The sequence below is a fragment of the Georgenia deserti genome, assembly GCF_042680605.1.
In the GTDB taxonomy this organism is placed as follows: Bacteria; Actinomycetota; Actinomycetes; order Actinomycetales; family Actinomycetaceae; genus Allobogoriella; species Allobogoriella deserti.
The window spans coordinates 217,454-234,910 of the sequence record NZ_JBHUEE010000001.1 but is presented as its reverse complement, the minus strand read 5'-3'; the positions used below and the strand labels follow the sequence as shown (position 1 = coordinate 234,910).

General features: G+C 71.5%; 18 protein-coding genes. 13 read left to right on the top strand and 5 right to left on the bottom strand.

All coding sequences use genetic code 11. The features are described 5' to 3' along the window. Positions 1–88: 88 nt before the first annotated feature. A complete protein-coding gene (locus ACFSE6_RS01155; protein ID WP_388001870.1) occupies positions 89–646 on the bottom strand; it encodes a hypothetical protein in 558 nt (185 codons plus the stop codon). Between the two features lie 217 nt (positions 647–863). On the opposite strand from ACFSE6_RS01155, the gene ACFSE6_RS01150 reads away from it, so the two are divergent. After that, the gene (locus ACFSE6_RS01150; RefSeq protein WP_388001869.1) at positions 864–1,787 is read left to right on the top strand and encodes an HhH-GPD family protein; all 924 of its coding nucleotides are present in this window, start codon (positions 864–866) and stop codon (positions 1,785–1,787) included. Positions 1,788–1,894: 107 nt separating this feature from the next. After that, positions 1,895–2,278 (top strand): hypothetical protein, encoded by a 384-nt coding sequence (locus tag ACFSE6_RS01145; RefSeq protein ID WP_388001868.1) that lies wholly within the window; start codon positions 1,895–1,897, stop codon positions 2,276–2,278. 36 nt (positions 2,279–2,314) lie between these two features. On the opposite strand, the gene ACFSE6_RS01140 is transcribed toward ACFSE6_RS01145, so the two are convergent. Both ACFSE6_RS01140 and ACFSE6_RS01135 read right to left on the bottom strand, forming a co-directional pair. Continuing rightward, entirely contained in the window at positions 2,315–2,848 is a 534-nt protein-coding gene (locus ACFSE6_RS01140; protein WP_388001867.1) for an amino-acid N-acetyltransferase, read from the bottom strand. Positions 2,849–2,955: 107 nt separating this feature from the next. Beyond that, positions 2,956–4,005: a sugar-binding transcriptional regulator gene (locus ACFSE6_RS01135; RefSeq protein WP_388001866.1), complete on the bottom strand. Its 1,050-nt coding sequence runs from the start codon at positions 4,003–4,005 to the stop codon at positions 2,956–2,958. 183 nt (positions 4,006–4,188) lie between these two features. Between ACFSE6_RS01135 and ACFSE6_RS01130 the strand changes: the two genes are divergently transcribed. The 10 genes from ACFSE6_RS01130 (at position 4,189) to ACFSE6_RS01085 (ending at position 15,039) form a co-directional block, all read left to right on the top strand. Further along, the gene (locus tag ACFSE6_RS01130; RefSeq protein WP_388002345.1) at positions 4,189–5,877 is read left to right on the top strand and encodes a glycerol-3-phosphate dehydrogenase/oxidase; all 1,689 of its coding nucleotides are present in this window, start codon (positions 4,189–4,191) and stop codon (positions 5,875–5,877) included. Positions 5,878–6,061: 184 nt separating this feature from the next. Next, positions 6,062–6,823: an MIP/aquaporin family protein gene (locus ACFSE6_RS01125; RefSeq protein WP_388002344.1), complete on the top strand. Its 762-nt coding sequence runs from the start codon at positions 6,062–6,064 to the stop codon at positions 6,821–6,823. 102 nt (positions 6,824–6,925) lie between these two features. Continuing rightward, positions 6,926–8,446, top strand: a complete 1,521-nt coding sequence (glpK, locus tag ACFSE6_RS01120; protein WP_388001865.1) for a glycerol kinase GlpK — start codon at positions 6,926–6,928, stop codon at positions 8,444–8,446. Positions 8,447–8,979: 533 nt separating this feature from the next. Then, the gene (locus ACFSE6_RS01115) at positions 8,980–9,828 is read left to right on the top strand and encodes an SMP-30/gluconolactonase/LRE family protein (protein ID WP_388001864.1); all 849 of its coding nucleotides are present in this window, start codon (positions 8,980–8,982) and stop codon (positions 9,826–9,828) included. Between the two features lie 62 nt (positions 9,829–9,890). Beyond that, positions 9,891–10,754: a (Fe-S)-binding protein gene (locus ACFSE6_RS01110; protein WP_388001863.1), complete on the top strand. Its 864-nt coding sequence runs from the start codon at positions 9,891–9,893 to the stop codon at positions 10,752–10,754. Continuing rightward, entirely contained in the window at positions 10,751–12,313 is a 1,563-nt protein-coding gene (locus ACFSE6_RS01105; RefSeq protein WP_388001862.1) for a LutB/LldF family L-lactate oxidation iron-sulfur protein, read from the top strand. Before ACFSE6_RS01110 ends, ACFSE6_RS01105 begins: the two co-directional genes overlap by 4 nt. Before the next feature lie 5 nt (positions 12,314–12,318). After that, positions 12,319–12,972, top strand: a complete 654-nt coding sequence (locus ACFSE6_RS01100) for a LutC/YkgG family protein (RefSeq protein WP_465254105.1) — start codon at positions 12,319–12,321, stop codon at positions 12,970–12,972. Between the two features lie 69 nt (positions 12,973–13,041). After that, positions 13,042–13,419, top strand: a complete 378-nt coding sequence (locus tag ACFSE6_RS01095; protein ID WP_388001860.1) for a TIGR03618 family F420-dependent PPOX class oxidoreductase — start codon at positions 13,042–13,044, stop codon at positions 13,417–13,419. Between the two features lie 30 nt (positions 13,420–13,449). Continuing rightward, positions 13,450–14,079: an ATP-binding protein gene (locus ACFSE6_RS01090; RefSeq protein WP_388001859.1), complete on the top strand. Its 630-nt coding sequence runs from the start codon at positions 13,450–13,452 to the stop codon at positions 14,077–14,079. A 105-nt stretch (positions 14,080–14,184) separates the two neighbouring features. Then, positions 14,185–15,039 (top strand): DUF4349 domain-containing protein, encoded by an 855-nt coding sequence (locus tag ACFSE6_RS01085; RefSeq protein ID WP_388001858.1) that lies wholly within the window; start codon positions 14,185–14,187, stop codon positions 15,037–15,039. Here the strand turns inward: ACFSE6_RS01085 and lysS are convergent. After that, positions 15,026–16,573: a lysine--tRNA ligase gene (gene lysS / locus ACFSE6_RS01080; RefSeq protein ID WP_388001857.1), complete on the bottom strand. Its 1,548-nt coding sequence runs from the start codon at positions 16,571–16,573 to the stop codon at positions 15,026–15,028. The genes ACFSE6_RS01085 and lysS overlap by 14 nt on opposite strands. Positions 16,574–16,677: 104 nt before the next feature. Here lysS and ACFSE6_RS01075 point away from each other — a divergent pair, with 104 nt between their 5' ends. After that, positions 16,678–16,953 carry a hypothetical protein gene (locus ACFSE6_RS01075; protein ID WP_388001856.1) on the top strand — a complete coding sequence of 92 codons (276 nt, stop codon included), beginning with the start codon at positions 16,678–16,680 and terminating at the stop codon, positions 16,951–16,953. Positions 16,954–17,000: 47 nt separating this feature from the next. On the opposite strand, the gene panD is transcribed toward ACFSE6_RS01075, so the two are convergent. After that, a complete protein-coding gene (gene panD / locus ACFSE6_RS01070; RefSeq protein ID WP_465254104.1) occupies positions 17,001–17,453 on the bottom strand; it encodes an aspartate 1-decarboxylase in 453 nt (150 codons plus the stop codon). Between the last annotated feature and the right edge of the window lie 4 nt (positions 17,454–17,457).

Sequence of the window (17,457 nt, the reverse complement as noted above, 5' to 3'; positions counted from 1 at the left end):
GCGCGGTGTCAACAGCGACGATGAGCTTTCGGTTCCGAAAGCCGGTCGGCGCGCGACGCAGCGATGACGCCGTCCGGGCCCGTCGTGGTCAGCGCGTGAAGCTCGCCTCAGCCGTCGGAAGGGCGACGCCGTCGAGAGCGGTCTCCACCCGGTAGGTCCCCGACCCACCCATCTGCCGGTCGCCGGAACAACCGGGTTCGGAACGGCGGCCGTCCCAGGTCACGACAGTCTGGGTGCGGTCGCCGCGCGCGAGCAGCAGCGGGTGCTCCTCAGGACCGCTCGGGCAGTCGGCGGAGGCCCACACCCGGTCCTCGCCCGAGTGCACCGTCATGGCCAGGTTCGCGGAGCCGACGTCGACCAGGCACGCCGAGCCACGTGCGTTGAGCAGGGTGAGGGCGAAGTCGGTGCCGCCCGAGCCGTGCTGCGGCTCCAGCGTGACGTCGAGATCACGGGGGGCGCACGGCCCGGGCTGCGGCGGTGCGGTCTGCTCCTCGGCCGGCGCATCCGCTTCGGTCGCCTCGTCCTCCGCCGCCTCGTCGCCCAGCCACTCGGTGGCCAGGCCCGCGGCGGCGCGCACGCCCCAGACGAGACCGACCAGAACGAGCACGACCACGAGCAGGGCCACCGCGCGCCGGCGCCGGATCACCCGCCGGCTGGGCCGGCGACGAGGCCGGGACGGGCCGTTCCTGGGTGCACGCTGTCCCGGCGCCCCGCCTGCGGGTCGGGGGCGCGCCGTCGTGCTGCGCGTCGGGACCACGCTGTGACCGTACGACGACCGCGACTCGCCGCCCATGTGGGCGCGCCGCGGACCGGTCGTTCTTCTCGAGTGCCGCCCGTCACGTGTGGCTTGGCAGACTGCTGGGGTGCAGAACCCGACCGAGCTCCACCGTGATGTCCTCGCCTGGTACGACGAGCACGCGCGCGACCTGCCGTGGCGCCGACCGGATACGAGTGCGTGGGGCGTGCTCGTCAGCGAGGTCATGCTGCAACAGACGCCGGTCAGCCGGGTCGAGCCGGCCTGGCACCGGTGGATGGCCGCCTGGCCGGCGCCGACCGACCTGGCCGCCGCGCCGGCGGCGGAGGTGCTGCGTGCCTGGGACCGCCTCGGTTATCCGCGGCGTGCGCTGCGGCTGCGCGAGTGCGCCCAGGCGATCGTCGCGCACCACGGTGGCCGGGTCCCCGGGACGGAAGCCGAACTCCTCGCTCTGCCCGGCATCGGCTCCTACACGGCCGCCGCCGTGGCCGCCTTCGCGTACGGCCGCCGTGTGGTCGTCCTGGACACCAACGTGCGCCGGGTCCTGGGCCGGCTCTTCGACGGCCATGCCCTGCCCGCGCCCAGCCTGACTCAGGCGGAGCGGCAGCGGGCCGCCGCCCGGCTGCCTGCGCACACGCCGGATTCGGTGCGGTGGAACGTCGGCCTCATGGAGCTCGGAGCCCTGGTCTGCACCGCACGCGCGCCCCGCTGCGAGGCCTGCCCGCTCCGGGGGTACTGCGCCTGGCGCCGCGCCGGACGGCCGGCCGATCCGCACGCGGGTCTCCGGCGTCGGCAGGCCTGGCACGGCACCGACCGGCAGGCACGCGGCAAGATCATGGCGCTGCTGCGGGATCGACCGGACGGTCCGGTGAGCGAGGAGGAGGTTCTGCGGGCGGTCGCGGACGGCGCCGACCCCGCAGCTCTCGCCGATCCCGGCCAGCCCGCCCGCGCCCTGGCGTCGCTGGTCACCGACGGACTGGTGGCGCCAGCGGATTCCGACGACGGCGGTGTTGCCGCCTACCGACTGCCGTGACAGGCCCCGGGGCTGATTCGGCGCCCGACTCAGGCGCCCGTCCAGAGCCGGACCCGGGCGCAGGCCCGGAACCTGGTCCACGCCCGGATTCTCGGCCGACCCGCGGTGTGCGGGCGCTGCGGATCGCGTTGGCCGTCACCGCCGGTGCGTGCGTCGGCCTCGGCGGTCTCGGGGCGGCGTTGGTACTGCTCAGCGGAGAGGTGGACCCGTGGCCGGGACTGTCCCTGCTGCTCCTGGCGCAGGCCGTGACCCTGGTGGCGGCCGTGGTCACGGGCCTCGGACTGCGCCGGGTGCTCCGCGGCGGCGAGTCCCGCGCCGTCACCCGCGGGGTTCGTGCCGCCTACGAGTGGTTGGCCTCGGTCCTCGGTGCACTCCTGGTCCTGGGCGTGACGGCGTGGATGTTGGCGCGCCCGGACGCTTGGCTGGCGGTGTGCGCATGCGCGCTGGTCGGCGCGCAGGCCATCGTGGTGCTCCGCTACTTGCGCCGGTGATCAGCAGGTCGATGGCGAGCCGCGTGCCCGCGGCGCTCAGAGCTCGAGCAGCAGGCGCGAGTTGCCCAGAGTGTTGGGTTTGACCCGCGCGAGGTCGAGGAACTCGGCGACGCCGTCGTCGTGGGAACGGAGCATCTCGGCGTAGACGTCGGTGCCGACCGGCGTGCCCTCGATCGGCTGAAAGCCGTGCCGCCCGAAGAAGCCGACCTCGAACGTCAGGCAGAACACCCGGCGCAGGCCGAGGTGCCGGGCCCGGCCCAGCAGCGCCTCGAGCAGCAGGTGGCCGATCCCCCGGCCGGCCATCTCCGGCGCGACGGCGAGCGTGCGCACCTCCGCGATGTCGTCCCAGAGCACGTGGAGGGCGCCGCAACCGACCACCTCACGGCTGTCCTGGTCGACGGCGACGACGAACTCCTGGACTGCCTCGAAGTACTCGACGAGCTCTTTCGCGACGAGGATGCGTTGTTCGGCGTAGGGACGGACGAGCTCGTAGATGGCGCGGACGTCGGCGGGTAACGCCTGCCGGACCTCGATGCCGTCCGGTGCGGGACCTGGCGCCTGCCTGTTCATGCAGTACATCGTATAAGTATTCGCTGTGTCCTGCTCGGCCCGCGGCGGTGGACACGACTGACCACTCGGCACAGGACTGATCACTCGGCACGGGAGGGGCGGTCGGGTCAGGCATCCTCGGGCGGCGTCGCGCCGCGGTCGCGCGAGCGCAGGCGAACGGCGGCGTCGTCGAACGGGTTCCACCCCGGTCGTGCGCTGTGGTGGTGGCCGTGGAGCCGTTCGATCGCCGCCCGCGCGGTGGTCTCGTCGACCACGAGGTCGGTGACCGCGCCGGTGCGCAGGGCGCCGAGCAGCGGACTGACCTTGGCCGTGCCGGCGACCACGCATACCCGGCGGCCGAGACGCCGCAGTTCGCGTGGCGTCGGCCCGGTCGCCCGCTCGTTGAGGGCGATGTCGTCGTAGGAGCCGTCCTCCCGGAGCAGCACGGTGCACACGTCGCCGACGACGCCGCCGGCACGCAGGTCGGCCAGTTCCGCCGGGTCGAGGTAGCCGGCGGAATACACGTGCGAGGCCAGCGGCCCGGTCAGGGCGCCGACGCCGAAAAGAGCGATGTCCGCCCGCTTCTGGACGGCCAGCACACGCTGGATCGAACGCTCGCGCCACATCGCGGCCTTCGTCTCCGCGTAGTCGAAGAACGCCGGTACCGGGAAGTGGTGCACGCGCGCGTCATACGCCTCCGCGGCGGCGGTCATGATCGAGCCGGCGTACGGAATCCCCGAGGTGACCGGGTTCGCGGCGCCGTTGAGCTGGACGACGGCGCTGCCTGGCGCCCGCCGCGGCGTCAGGTGCCCGACCACGGCGGAGGTGGTCGTTCCCCAGGCCAGGCCGAGCACCGTGCCCGGCTCGACCCACGAGGAGACGAGGCGGCCCGCGACCTGCGCCACCTGCTCCAGCCGCTGCATCTCCGCCGTACCCTCCCGCACCGAGACGACGTGCGCCCGGACGCCGAACGCCTCCTGGAGCTCACGGGAGAGCGCGTCGGCGCCGGCGGTGCGCGGCTGCAGCGAGATGTGCACCAGACCGGTGTCCCGCGCGCGCTGGATCAGCCGCGAGACCGTCGACCGGGACACCCCGAGCCGGCGCGCGATGGCCTCCATCGTCTCGTCCTGGAGGTAATACATCTGCGCGGCGACATACACCATCTCGTCCCGGCTCACCACGGGTGATCACGACCGCTCACGCCACCTCCTGTTCATCGCACGTTCGTGCAGCGCCATTGCGCGTGTGTGCGAGCGCGGCCAGCATAGGCCTCAGCCGGGCAGCCGGACCGACCGACGACGAGGAGCGGTGACGTGGGCGCGCAGTTGAACCAGGAGACCCGCACCGCGGCCCTGGAGGCGATGTCGGACGAGGAGGGCGTGGACGTCCTGGTCATCGGCGGTGGGGTCACCGGCGCCGGTATCGCGCTCGACGCGGCGACGCGCGGGCTGCGCACCGCGGTGGTGGAGATGCAGGACTGGGCGGCCGGCACGTCGTCCCGGTCGTCCAAGCTCGTCCACGGTGGCCTGCGCTACCTCTACCAGCTCGACTTCGCCCTGGTGGCCGAGGCGCTGCGCGAGCGGGGCCTGCTGCTGCGGACGACGGCGCCGCACCTGGTCACCGCGCAGCCGTTCCTGTGGCCGTTGAAGACCCCGCTGGTCGAACGCGCCTACAGCGCTGTCGGGGTCGGCATGTACGACGCCCTGGCGCTGCTCGGCGCCCGCGGCCGGTCCGTGCCGATCCAGAAGCACTACAGCAAGGACGCGGCGCTGCGGGTCTTCCCGCACATGCGCCGGGACAGCATGGTCGGCGCCATCCGCTTCTACGACGCACGCGTCGACGACGCCCGGCTCGTGCTCGCTCTGGTACGGACGGCGGCCGCGTACGGTGCCCTGCCGGCGTCGCGGACCCAGGTCCTCGACCTCACCAAGGGCCCGGCCGGTGAGGTGACCGGCGCCGTCGTCGTCGATCTGGAGACCGGCGAGCGACGCACGGTCCGGGCGCGTCACGTCATCAACGCGACAGGCGTATGGACCGAGGAGACCGAGGCGCTCGGCGGCACCGATGTCGGGCTGAAGGTGCTGGCCTCCAAGGGTGTGCACATCGTCGTGCCGAAGGAACGGATCTCCGGGGAGACCGGACTCTTCCTCCGGACCGAGAAGTCCGTCCTGTTCGTCATCCCGTGGGAGCGGTACTGGGTCATTGGCACCACCGACACCCCATGGACCGAGGCCCGGCAGCATCCGGTTGCGACCGCGGAGGACGTCGACTACATCCTCGAGCAGGCGAACGCGGTGCTGGACCCACCGCTGACGCGGGAGGACATCATCGGGGTCTACGCCGGCCTCCGGCCGCTGCTCCAGCCCGGGGTCGCCGGCGGCGAGACGTCGAGCACCAAGGTCTCACGTGAGCACACCGTCACCGAGGCCGCGCCCGGACTGACCGTGATCGCCGGCGGCAAACTCACCACGTACCGCAAGATGGCCGAGGACGCCGTCGACTTCGCGCTCGGCGCGCGCGCGTCGGCCAATCCGTCGGTCACCACGGCCACGCCGCTGATCGGCGCCGAAGGGTTCGCCGCGACGAAGAAGCGCGCCGCCCGGATCGCCGCGGAACGCGGATGGACCGCTGAGCGCGTGGACCACCTGCTGCACCGGTACGGCTCCGAGATCTCCGCACTGCTGGAGATCGTCGACCGTGAGCCGGAGCTGGCCGACCCCCTGCCGAGCGCCGAGGCCTACCTCGCCGCTGAGGTCGCCTTCGCGGTCAGCCACGAGGGCGCGCTGCATCTCGAGGACATCCTCGAGCGCCGGATACGGCTCAGCTTCGAGACCCGGGACCGAGGGGTCTGCGCGGTGGAGGAGATCGCCGCGATCGTGGCACCCCGGCTCGGGTGGGACAAGACCCGCACCCGCGAGGAGATCGAGGCCTATCGGGCGCGGGCCGAGGCCGAGGCCGCTGCGGAACGCGAACGCACCGACGCGGCGGCGGAGCAGGCCAGGCTTGCCGCCGAGGATCTGGTCCCAGTCCGCGAGCTGGGCACGGACTGACCCGCATGCGCGCATTCGGCAGGCAGGAGGCGGCACCGGCTGGGGCACGTCACGAAACACGACGCCTCCGGCGGCATCGAAGGGCATCATTCGTTCACCGGCCGCGGACCACCGCGGGGAAACTGCGCCGGTAGGCGCCCGACTGGTCACACCGACGTGACCGGAAAGTGAGTTCACAGTGGAACTGTCAGCGTTCGACATCTTCCTCTCGGAGGTGATGGGCACCGCCATGCTGACGCTGCTGGGCTGCGGCGTCGTGGCGAATGCCGTCCTTCCGAAGAACAAGGGGTTCGACGGCGGCTGGGTGCTGATCACCTTCGGCTGGGGCCTGGCCGTCTTCGCCGGCGTGTACACGGCCTTCAAGACGGGCGCGCACATCAACCCGGCCGTCACCCTCGGCCTGGCGGCCAGCGGCGGCGACCTGTTCGCGGGCAACGAGGAACTGGGCATCGCCCCCATTCCGACGACGTTCGCGAACGTCATGACCTACCTCTCCGGCGAGCTGGTCGGTGGCTTCCTCGGCGCCGTGATCATGTACGTCGCCTACAAGCGCCACTTCGACCAGGACGCCCCGGGCGCGGTCAAGCTCGCCGTCTTCTCGACCGGACCCGAGGTCCGCAGCTACGGCTGGAACTTCGCCACCGAGGTCGTCGGCACGTTCGTCCTCGTCTTCGTCATCCTCATGTTCGGCCCGTCGCCGAGCGGGCTCGGCCCGCTCGCCGTCGCCATGCTCGTCGTCGGCATCGGCATGAGCCTCGGTGGCCCGACGGGGTACGCGATCAACCCGGCTCGTGACCTCGGTCCGCGCATCGCGCACGCCGTCCTGCCGATCAGGGGCAAGGGCTCCAGCGACTGGGCCTACTCCTGGGTGCCGGTGGCCGGCCCCATCGTCGGCGGCGTGCTGGCGGGCGTGGTCGGCGCCGCGTACGGCGGGGACTTCCTGTAGACCCGCCACGTCGAGTAGACCCACCACGTCGAGACAGCACGGACCTGACATCGCTCGACCGGGCAGCGACCTCCGGTGCCCGGACACTCGGAAGGGAGCACCATGGCTGACGACACCTACGTCCTCGCTATCGACCAAGGCACCACCAGTACGCGCGCGATCGTGTTCGACCACGCGGGCCAGCCGGTCGAGAGCGGGCAGATCGAGCACGAGCAGATCTTCCCCAAAGCGGGATGGGTCGAGCACGACCCCAAGGAGATCTGGCGGAACACCCGCGAGGTGGTGGGGCTCGCGCTGACACGGGCGAACATCACCTACGAGAACCTCGCGGCGGTCGGCATCACCAACCAACGTGAGACCACGGTGGTGTGGGACAAGAACACCGGTGAGCCGGTCTACAACGCCATCGTGTGGCAGGACACCCGGACACAGAAGATCGTCGAGGAGCTCGGCGGATCCGAGGGGGCCGACAAGTACAAGTCGCGCGTCGGCCTGCCGCTCGCGACCTACTTCTCGGGGCCGAAGGTCAAGTGGATCCTCGACAACGTCGACGGTGCACGGGAGAGGGCCGAGGCCGGGGACCTGCTGTTCGGCAACACGGATGCCTGGCTGGTGTGGAACATGACCGGCGGCACGGACGGCGGCCGGCACCTCACGGATGTCACGAACGCCTCGCGCACCATGCTCATGAACGTCGACTCCCTGACCTGGAACGAGGACATCGCGGCGGACATGGGCATTCCGATGTCGATGCTGCCGGAGATCTGCTCTTCCTCCGAGGTGTACGGCGAGGGCCGGCGCGGCGGCATGATCCCCGGTGTGCCGATCGCCGGCATCCTCGGCGACCAGCAGGCTGCGACGTTCGGGCAGGCCTGCTTCGAGGTCGGCATGGCCAAGAACACCTACGGCACCGGCAACTTCATGCTCATCAACACCGGGACCGAGGCGGTGCCCTCCGAGAACGGGCTGCTCACCACGGTGGCGTACAAGATCGGTGACAACGCGCCGATCTACGCGCTCGAGGGGTCGATCGCCGTCACCGGATCTCTCGTGCAGTGGTTCCGGGACAACCTCGGGATCATCACGTCCGCACCGGAGATCGAGGACCTGGCCAAGTCGGTCGACGACAACGGCGGCGCCTACTTCGTCCCGGCGTTCTCCGGGCTCTTCGCGCCGTACTGGAAGGCGGACGCCCGTGGCGCGTTGGTCGGCCTGACCCGGTACGTCAACAAGGGACACATCGCCCGTGCGGTCCTCGAGGCGACGGCGTTCCAGACCCGGGAGGTCAACGACGCCATGGCGGCCGACTCCGGTGTCGACCTCACCGAGCTCAAGGTCGACGGCGGCATGGTCGCCAACGAGACCCTCATGCAGTTCCAGGCGGACATCCTGGGCGTTCCGGTGGTCCGGCCGAAGGTGGCCGAGACGACGGCGCTCGGTGCTGCCTACGCCGCCGGCATCGCCGTCGGCTACTGGTCCGGTGAGCAGGACGTCATCGACAACTGGGCCGAGGACAAGCGCTGGGAGCCGCAGATGGACGAGGCAGAGCGCGAGCGCACGTACCGGTTGTGGAAGAAGGCGGTGACGAAGACGTTCGACTGGGTCGATGACGACGTGAGCTGACGAGTGCGCAGCCGAGGTGGGGCCGAGGAACGAGGGCCCGCCGAGGCGGAGCGCGAGGAAGCGAACTCTCAAGCACGTGAGCTGACGAGTGCGCAGCCGAGGTGGGGCCGAGGAACGAGGGCCCGCCGAGGCGGAGCGCGAGGAAGCGAACTCTCGAGCACGTGAGCTGACGAGGGCCCGCCGAGGCGGCGAAACTCGGCGGAGTTTCGCGCGAGCCGCCCTCGATCTCCCGAGCCGCGAGGAGTAGCCTGGGAGGCCTGAGCAGTACTCCGGACCGGGCCGGGGTACTCCGGGGGCCGATTCCCCCAGATCGGCCCGTATGGGACACCCGGTGGCCGGGTCCTCCCGCCGACGGTGGCGGGGGGACCCGGCCATGTCACCCCCCGCCCCGACTTGTCATTGTTGTGCCGACTCGTCGTTCCTGTGCCTGCGCCCCGGCAGCGATTCGACGACAGCCGCGGCCTCGTGGGATCCGCTGCCGGCTCGCCTGGCCGTCCGGGCGATCCCCGACCGGACCTGGAAGACTGGGCCCCATGAGCACTCCCGAGCAGATCACCGACCCGCTCTGCCACCACGGTGAAGGACCTGTGTGGTCCGCGGCCTGGGGAGGCCTGCGCTGGGTCGACATGCTGGCCGGCGACCTCCTCACCCTGCGTGCCGACGGGTCGGTCGACCGACTGGAGACCGGCTCGAAGGTCGCGGCGTTCGTGCGCCCACGGACCTCCGGCGGCTACGTCGTCGGACTGGAGCGCGGGCTCGGCCTGGCAGACTCGCCGGACGCCCCGCCCCGGCCTTTGCCGGAGATCTGGTCCGACGGCAACCTGCGGATGAACGAGGGAGGGTGCGACCCGGCCGGCAACCTCTACTGCGGCAACATGGCCTACGACCGCACGCCGGAGATCGCGAACCTCTACCGCGTCACCCCTGACGGCGGGGTATCGGTCGCGCTCGAACGGGTCACCACGTCCAACGGCATCGACTTCTCCCCCGACGGCACCCGCGCGTACTACAACGACACCCACACCGGCGGCACCGACGTCTTCGACGTCGACCAGGCCGGCCTGCTGACCAACCGGCGCCGCTTCCACTCCGCGGACGACGGGCGCGCCGACGGGCTGTGCGTCGACTCGGCCGGCAACGTCTGGGTGGCGCTGAACCGGGTCGGCCGGGTGCGGCTCTACTCCCCCGCCGGTGAGATCCTCACCGAGATCTCCCTGCCCGTGCGACTGACGACGGCGTGCACGCTCGGTGGCGAGGACGGCCGCGACCTGTACGTCACCACCTCGCGCGAGAACCTCGACGACCCCGAGCCGGAGGCCGGGGCCGTCTTCCGGGTACGCGCGGACACGCCGGGCAAGCCGGTGCTGCCCTTCGCCGGCTGAGTCGATTCAAGCAGCGGTGTCGGGACGGCTTACAGTGGACCGACCGACCTGAAGGAGGCTCCGTGCGGATCGCGCTGTTCGCCACGTGTCTGGGCGAGGCCATGTTCCCCCAGGCCCCGGCGGCGACGGTGCGTCTGCTCGAGCGGCTCGGCCATGAGGTCGTGTTCCCGCAGGCGCAGGCCTGCTGCGGGCAGATGCACGTCAACACCGGCTACTACCGGCAGGCGCTCCCGGTGATCCGTAACCACGTCGCGGCGTTCGAACCGGCCCTCGAGGGCGAGTGGGATGCGATCGTCGGCCCGTCCGGGTCCTGTGTGGGCTCGGTCCGCCACCAGCAGAAGATGGTCGCCGACCGCGAGGGCGAGCGACAGCTCGCGCGGGACGCCGGTCTGCTCGCGGAGCGCACCTACGAGCTGAGTGAGCTGCTGGTCGATGTCCTCGGTGTGACGGACGTGGGCGCCTGGTTCCCGCACTCGGTGACCTATCACCCCACCTGTCATTCGCTGCGGATGCTCCGCGTCGGCGACCGCCCCACCCGGCTGCTGCGCGCGGTCGAGGGGCTGGAGCTTATCGATCTGCCGGAGGCCGAGCAGTGCTGCGGGTTCGGTGGCACGTTCTCCCTGAAGAACGCCGAGACGGCTCAGGCGATGGTCACCGAGAAGATCCGCAACGTCTCCACCACCCGCGCCGAGGTGCTCGTCTCCGGGGACTACTCCTGCCTGATGAACATGGCTGGGACATTGTCGAAGCAGGCCACCGGCGTCCACGCCGCGCATCTGGCGGAGGTGCTGGCCAGCACCCGCGACGAACCGTGGTCACCGACCGTGCTGCCCCGCGATCGGCGCGCCACCGCGATGCCGTCCTGCGAGACCGCCACCGCTGCGGCCCCGGCACCGTCCGGCCCGGCGGCGGAGGCGCGGTCATGACGACGTTCCTCGGCATGCCTCGCCTCGCCCCGCAACCCGCGCACCCCCCGCAGGACCCGCTCCGGTGGGGCGAGGCGTTCCCCGAGGCCGCGCACGAGACGCTGCACAACGCCCAGATGCGCGCCAACCTCCGCTTCGCCACTCACACCATCCGGGACAAGCGCCGATCCGTGGTCTCCGAGCTGCCCGACTGGGAGGACCTGCGCGAGGCCGGCAGCGCCATCAAGCACGAGACGATGTCCCGCCTGCCCGAGCTGCTGGTCCAGCTGGAAGAGATGGTGACGGCGCGCGGCGGCGTCGTGCACTGGGCGCGGGACGGCGCCGAGGCGAACCGGATCGTCACCGAGCTGGTCAAGGCGGAAGGCGCAGACGAGGTCGTCAAGGTCAAGTCGATGGCCACCCAGGAGATCGGCCTTAACGAGCACCTCGCCGAGGAGGGGGTCGCGGCCCTGGAGACGGACCTGGCCGAGCTCATCGTCCAGCTCGCCGGGGATATGCCCTCCCACATCCTCGTCCCGGCGATCCACCGCAACCGGGAGGAGATCCGGGCGATCTTCGCCGAGCACATGGAGGACGTGCCGCAGGACCTGACGTCGGAGCCGCGGGTGCTCGCCATGGCGGCGCGTGCGCACCTGCGGCGGAAGTTCCTCTCCGCCGGTGTGGCGATCTCCGGCGCGAACCTTGCGGTCGCCGAGACCGGGACGGTCAGCGTCTTCGAGTCCGAGGGCAACGGCCGCATGTGCCTGACGCTGCCGCGGACCCTCATCACGGTGATGGGGATCGAGAAGCTCGTGCCGGCCTTCCGCGACCTGGAGGTGTTCACCCAGCTGCTCCCCCGCTCCTCCACCGGGGAGCGGATGAACCCGTACACCACCATGTGGACCGGGATCACCCCCGGGGACGGCCCCCAGACGTTCCACCTCGTGCTGCTGGACAACGGGCGCACCAAGGCGCTCGCGGACGAGGTGGGCCGGCAGGCGCTGCACTGCATCCGGTGCTCGGCGTGCCTCAACGTCTGCCCGGTCTACGAGCACGCCGGCGGGCATGCCTACGGCTCGGTCTACCCCGGCCCGATCGGTGCCATCCTGACCCCGCAGCTGACCGGGATGGGCACGGCCGAGCGGACCGATCCGCACGACCCGACGGCATCGCTGCCGTTCGCGTCCTCGCTGTGCGGTGCGTGTTTCGAGGCCTGCCCGGTCAAGATCGACATCCCGACGGCGCTGGTTCACCTGCGCAACCGCGCGGTCGAGTCGCGCTCCCGCCCGACGGCGGAGGAGGCCGGGATGCGGGCCGCGTCCGCGGTCATGTCCTCCGGGAGCCGCTTCGCCCGGGCCGCCAGGGCGGCCGGCCTGGCCCGGGTGATCGCCCGCGAGGAACGCATCGGGTCGCTGCCCTACCCCGGCTCGCTGTGGACCGGGGTCCGGGACGTCCCGGCACCGCCGCGGCAGTCGTTCCGGCAGTGGTGGGCCGCCCACATCGGCGACGGCGACCAGCACGCCGAGTCCGGCGGCAGCCACGGAGGGGCACACCGCGGCGAGCAGGGTGGCGCCGGATGAGCGGCATGGACGCCCGCGAGGCGGTGCTCGCCCGTGTGCGCGACGCCCTGAGCCGATCGCAGGACGGCCCGCCTGCCCCCGTACCGCGGACCTACCGCACCGGTTCCGGCATCGCACCCGGGACGGCGGAGGCCATCGACCTCCTGATCGACCGGTTGGTGGACTACCGCGCGCAGGTGCATCGGTGCGCGGCCGGCGACCTCGCGTCCGCCCTCGGTGACCTCGCCGCCGACGCCAGCTCCGTCGTCGTGCCCTCCGGGCTGGACCCGGGCTGGCGTGACGCCGTCGCGGACCGCGCCGAGATCCTCACCGACACGGCCGGCGCGCCACTGGACAACACGACGCTCGACGGCGCCGGCGCGGTGCTCACCGCCGCGCGGGTGGCGATCGCCGAGTCCGGCACGATCGTCCTCGACGCCCAACCGGATCAGGGGCGCCGTGCGATCTCGTTGGTCCCGGACCGCCACATCTGTGTGCTACGGGCCAAACAGATCGTCGCGACCGTCCCGGAGGCGGTCGCGATCCTCGGCGAGCATCCGCAGCGGCCGCTGACCTGGATCGCGGGCCCGTCGGCCACGAGCGACATCGAGCTCGTCCGCGTCGAGGGCGTGCACGGGCCCCGCACCCTCGACGTCGTCATCGCCGGCGGCCGGGACTAACTGCCGTCTGCGCGCGTTGTCCCTCCTGCGGCCCCGCCACGGGGACGCATCTCCACGAAGGGACTGACGATGCTCGATCCGACCGTCCGCGCCGTCCTCGACGGAACACCGATCGCCCACCTCGCGACCGTGCTGCCCGACGGCGGCCCGCACGCGGTCCCGGTCTGGATCGGCACCCACGGTGAGCACGTGGTGTTCTTCACCGGCCCGGGCGCCCAGAAGCGGCAGAACCTCCGCCGCGACCCCCGCGTGGCGCTCTCCCTGACCGGTGAGGACCCCTACCAGCCGGTGGTCCTGCGGGGGCGCGTCGTCGAATGGCGTGACGGCGAGCCGGGCTGGTCGCTCATCGACGAGCTCTCGGTCAAGTACACCGACCGGCCGTACCCGCGCGAGGACGAGCTGATCGCCGCACTCGTCGAGCCCGAGTACCAGAAGGTGGGCCTGTGAACCCCGGGCGGTTCGCTTAGCCTGGTCGCCATGCCCGACGCGCTCTTCGACCTCCCGCCGGGGGCGCGGCACCCCACGGCGAAGGTCGTGCTCCTGACCGGGCCGTCGGGCTCCGGGAAGACCTCGCTGACCCGCCGGCTCGGCCTGCCGGTCGTCTCGCTGGACGACTTCTACCGCGACGGTGATGAACCGGGTCTGCCCCACCGGTACGGCATCGTCGACTGGGACGACCCGGCGTCGTGGAACGCCCGGGCGGCGGTCGCCGCGCTGGTGGAGCTCGCCACGGTGGGTGAGGCCGAGCTCCCGGTCTACGACATCCCCACGAACGCCCGCACCGGCACCACCCGGTTGGCGCTCGACGGCTTCCCGGTGTTCCTGGCCGAGGGCATCTTCGCGGCGGAGATCGTCGAGGCGTGCCGTGCGGAGGGCATCCTCGGTGACGCGCTGTGCCTGGTGCGGCCTCGCCTGGCCACGTTCTGGTTCCGGCTGCTGCGGGACCTCGGCGAGGCACGCAAGCCTCCGCTGACCCTGGTGCGCCGCGGGGTCAACCTGGCCCGCCAGGAACCGGCGATGGTGGGCGACATCGTCGGCAAGGGCTGCCGTCCCGTCGGGGTCGAGGAAGCTGAGCGCTCGGTCCGGGCGCTGCTCGCCGGCGGGTAGGTGCGCCCGGCGCAGGTCACGGCTTCGGCTCGATCATGTCTCGGTCCGGTGTCGATCGCCTCGGGGACCTGCCCGCCGCGACGGCATTGCTGCCAGGGTCTGGATATGACCGGACGATGGTGGAAGGCGTTCCTCGGACTGCTCGCATTGATCGTGGCGCTGGGTGCGTGCAGCGGCGGAGGCGTGGATTCCGCAGAGCCGGACCAGTCCCAGGCACCCGCCGACCAGGGTGGCGCCGAGAGTGCTGCTGCCGGGGACGACGGCGCGAACCGTGAGGTCATCACGACGGCGCACGCCTCGCTGGTCGTGGCGGATCCGTCCGCGGCCGCGGACGAGGTCGTCACCCGCGCCGAGGACGCCGGCGGGTACGTCGAGCAGCGCCACGAGTCCACCGACGAGGAGGGTGAGTTCCTCTCCGCCGCCGTGACGGCACGGATCCCGGCGGATGCGCTGGCAGGCGTGCTGGACGCGCTCGAGGAGGTCGGCGAGGTCCGCAGCCTGGACCAGCAGGAGGAGGACGTCACCCAGGCCGCCCGAGACCTCGACGCCCGCATCACCGCGCTCGAGACGTCCGTGGACCGGCTGCTGGAGATCATGGCCGACGCCGAGGACACCTCGACTCTGCTCGAGGCGGAGAGCACGCTGAGCGAGCGACAGGCGGACCTCGAGGCGTTGCGGTCCGAGCGTGAGCACCTGAGCGACCAGGTCGCGATGTCGACGTTGCGGGTCGACCTCGAGGCGCGTGACCAGGCGAGCGTCGACCCGGGTGGGTTCCTCGGCGGGATCCAGTCCGGCTGGAACGCGTTGCTGTTCTTCCTCGACGGTCTGCTGCTGACGGCCGGCGCGCTGCTGCCGTGGCTCGTCGTTCTCGGGATCCCGGCGCTCGCCGTCTTCTGGCTGCTGCGGCGGCGCCGGCGCAAGCGCGCGGGTGCCGCGCCGCGGGAGGTCAGCGCGACTTGACCAGCGGGAAGGTGATCGTCTCCCGGATGCCGCGGCCGGTCAGCGCCATGAGGAGCCGGTCGATCCCCATGCCGATGCCACCGCTCGGCGGCATCCCCTGCTCGATCGCCTCGAGGAAGTCCTCGTCCAGCGTCATGGCCTCCGGGTCGCCGGCGGCCGCGACGAGCGCCTGCGCCTCGAAGCGTTCGCGCTGGACCACCGGGTCGACGAGTTCGGAGTAGCCGGTGGCGAGCTCGACGCCGCGCACGTACAGGTCCCACTTCTCTACCACGCCGGGGATCTCGCGGTGGGCGCGGACCAACGGCGAGGTGTCGACCGGGTAGTCCCGCACGAACGTCGGCGCGTGCAGCGTCTCGACCACGAGCTCGTCGAAGATCTCCTCGACGATCTTGCCGGGAGTGAAGTGCGGGGCGACCTCGACACCGACTCGCTCGGCGTGCGCCTTGAGTGCCTCCACCGGGGTCTGCGGCGTGACCTCCTCGCCGAGCGCCTCGGACACGGCGGGGTACAGGCTGATCGCCGCCCACTGCCCGCCGAGGTCGTAGCCGGTGCCGTCCTCGAGCGTCACGGTCGTGCCGCCGGCGGCGTCCCGGGCGGCCTGCTGGATCAGCTCCCGGGTGAGCTCGGCCATGGTGTCGTAGTTGCCGTAGGCCTCGTAGGCCTCGAGCATGGCGAATTCCGGGTTGTGGGTGGAGTCCGCGCCCTCGTTGCGGAAGTTGCGGTTGATCTCGAAGACCTTCTCGACCCCGCCGACGACGGCTCGCTTGAGGAACAGCTCCGGCGCGATCCGCAGGTAGAGGTCCACGTCGTAGGCGTTCATGTGCGTGACGAACGGGCGGGCGGCCGCGCCGCCGGGCTGGATCTGCAGCATCGGCGTCTCGAGCTCGAGGAAGCCGCGCTCGTCGAGGGTGCGCCGCAGCGACTTGACCACGCTCGCGCGCGTACGAATCATCTCGCGGGCGGCCGGCCGCATGATGAGGTCGAGATGACGACGGCGCACCCGGCCCTCCTCGGAGAGGGCGACCGTCTCGCCGTCGGCGGTCTCGTAGGTCTTGGGCAGCGGCCGCAGCGCCTTCGCGGCGATCCGGTAGGAGTCGGCGAACACGCTCAGCTCACCGCGGCGGGAGGCGATGACGCGCCCGTGGACGAAGAGGTGGTCGCCGAGGTCGACGTCGGTCTTGAACGCGGCGAGCTCGTCCGCACCGACCTCGGCGAGCGAGAGCATCGTCTGCAGGCGGTTGCCGGCGCCGTCCTGAAGCGTGGCGAAACACAGCTTGCCCGTGTTACGCAGGTACATGACCCGGCCCGCCACGCCGACGACCTCGTCCGTCTCCTCGCCTGCCGCGAGGTGCCCGAAGCGCTCCCGGACCTCACGGATCGTGCTCGTCAGCGGCAGGACCACGGGATAGGGGTCGACGCCGGAGTCGAGGAGGCGCCTGCGCTTGTCCGAGCGGACCTGCACCTGCTCGGGGACGCCCGCGTCGTCGCGGTCCTCGGTCGGGTCGGTCACGGCGGGGCTGGTCTGCTCGGTCACCGGTCAAGCCTAACGATGCCGCACACCTCGCCGGCGACCGTCATCCTGGATTCGAGCTGTGACGATTCCTGGCGGGAGGCTGCTGACCGGTGATGATCCGACTCATGAACGACTACACAGTCGAATGGCCCCTCTGGGGCGAGGACGGAATGCTTGATCGAAGCGATCTCGCTGTCGATCCGATCCTCACCGAGCGACTGGAACTCTGGGCGTCGCTCTTCAACCACTACTTCGACCCGGACAGCGGTTGGCCCGCCCGGGAGCTGGCGCAGTTCCACCGTCAGCTGGGCGAACAACTCGCGCGTGAGCTTGAGAACTCGCTAGGCGAAGGAAACGTGCAGCTTCAGTACTGGGAGACGTCGGTTCGAGGCAAGGACTGACGCTCGGAGGGACGCGCGCGGTCGCGCCGCGGACGGCGACGGGACCGTCAGGAGCGGGTGAGGTCGGCCCGGTAGGCGGAGGTCGGGATGCCGCTGGCGCCGATTCCGGCGGCGGCGGGCGAGTCCGGGACCTGGCCCGGCTCACCGGAGACCTCGACGATCCGGTTGTCCGCGTCGACGAAGACGACGTGCGGGGTGTAGGTACGCGCGTCGGCGTCGGAGAGCTGGCCGTAGGCGATGACGATGACGAGGTCGCCGGCGTGCGCGAGGTGCGCGGCCGCACCGTTGACGCACACGGTGCCGCTGCCGCGCTCCCCGGGGATGACGTAGGTGGTCAGGCGCGCCCCGTTGGTGATGTCGACGACGTCGACCTGCTGGCCGGGCAGCAGATCGGCGGCGTCGAGCAGGTCGGCGTCGATGGTGATCGAGCCGACGTAGTGCAGGTCCGCGGCGGTGACCGTCGCCCGGTGGATCTTGGAGATCATCATCGGGCGGATCAGCGAA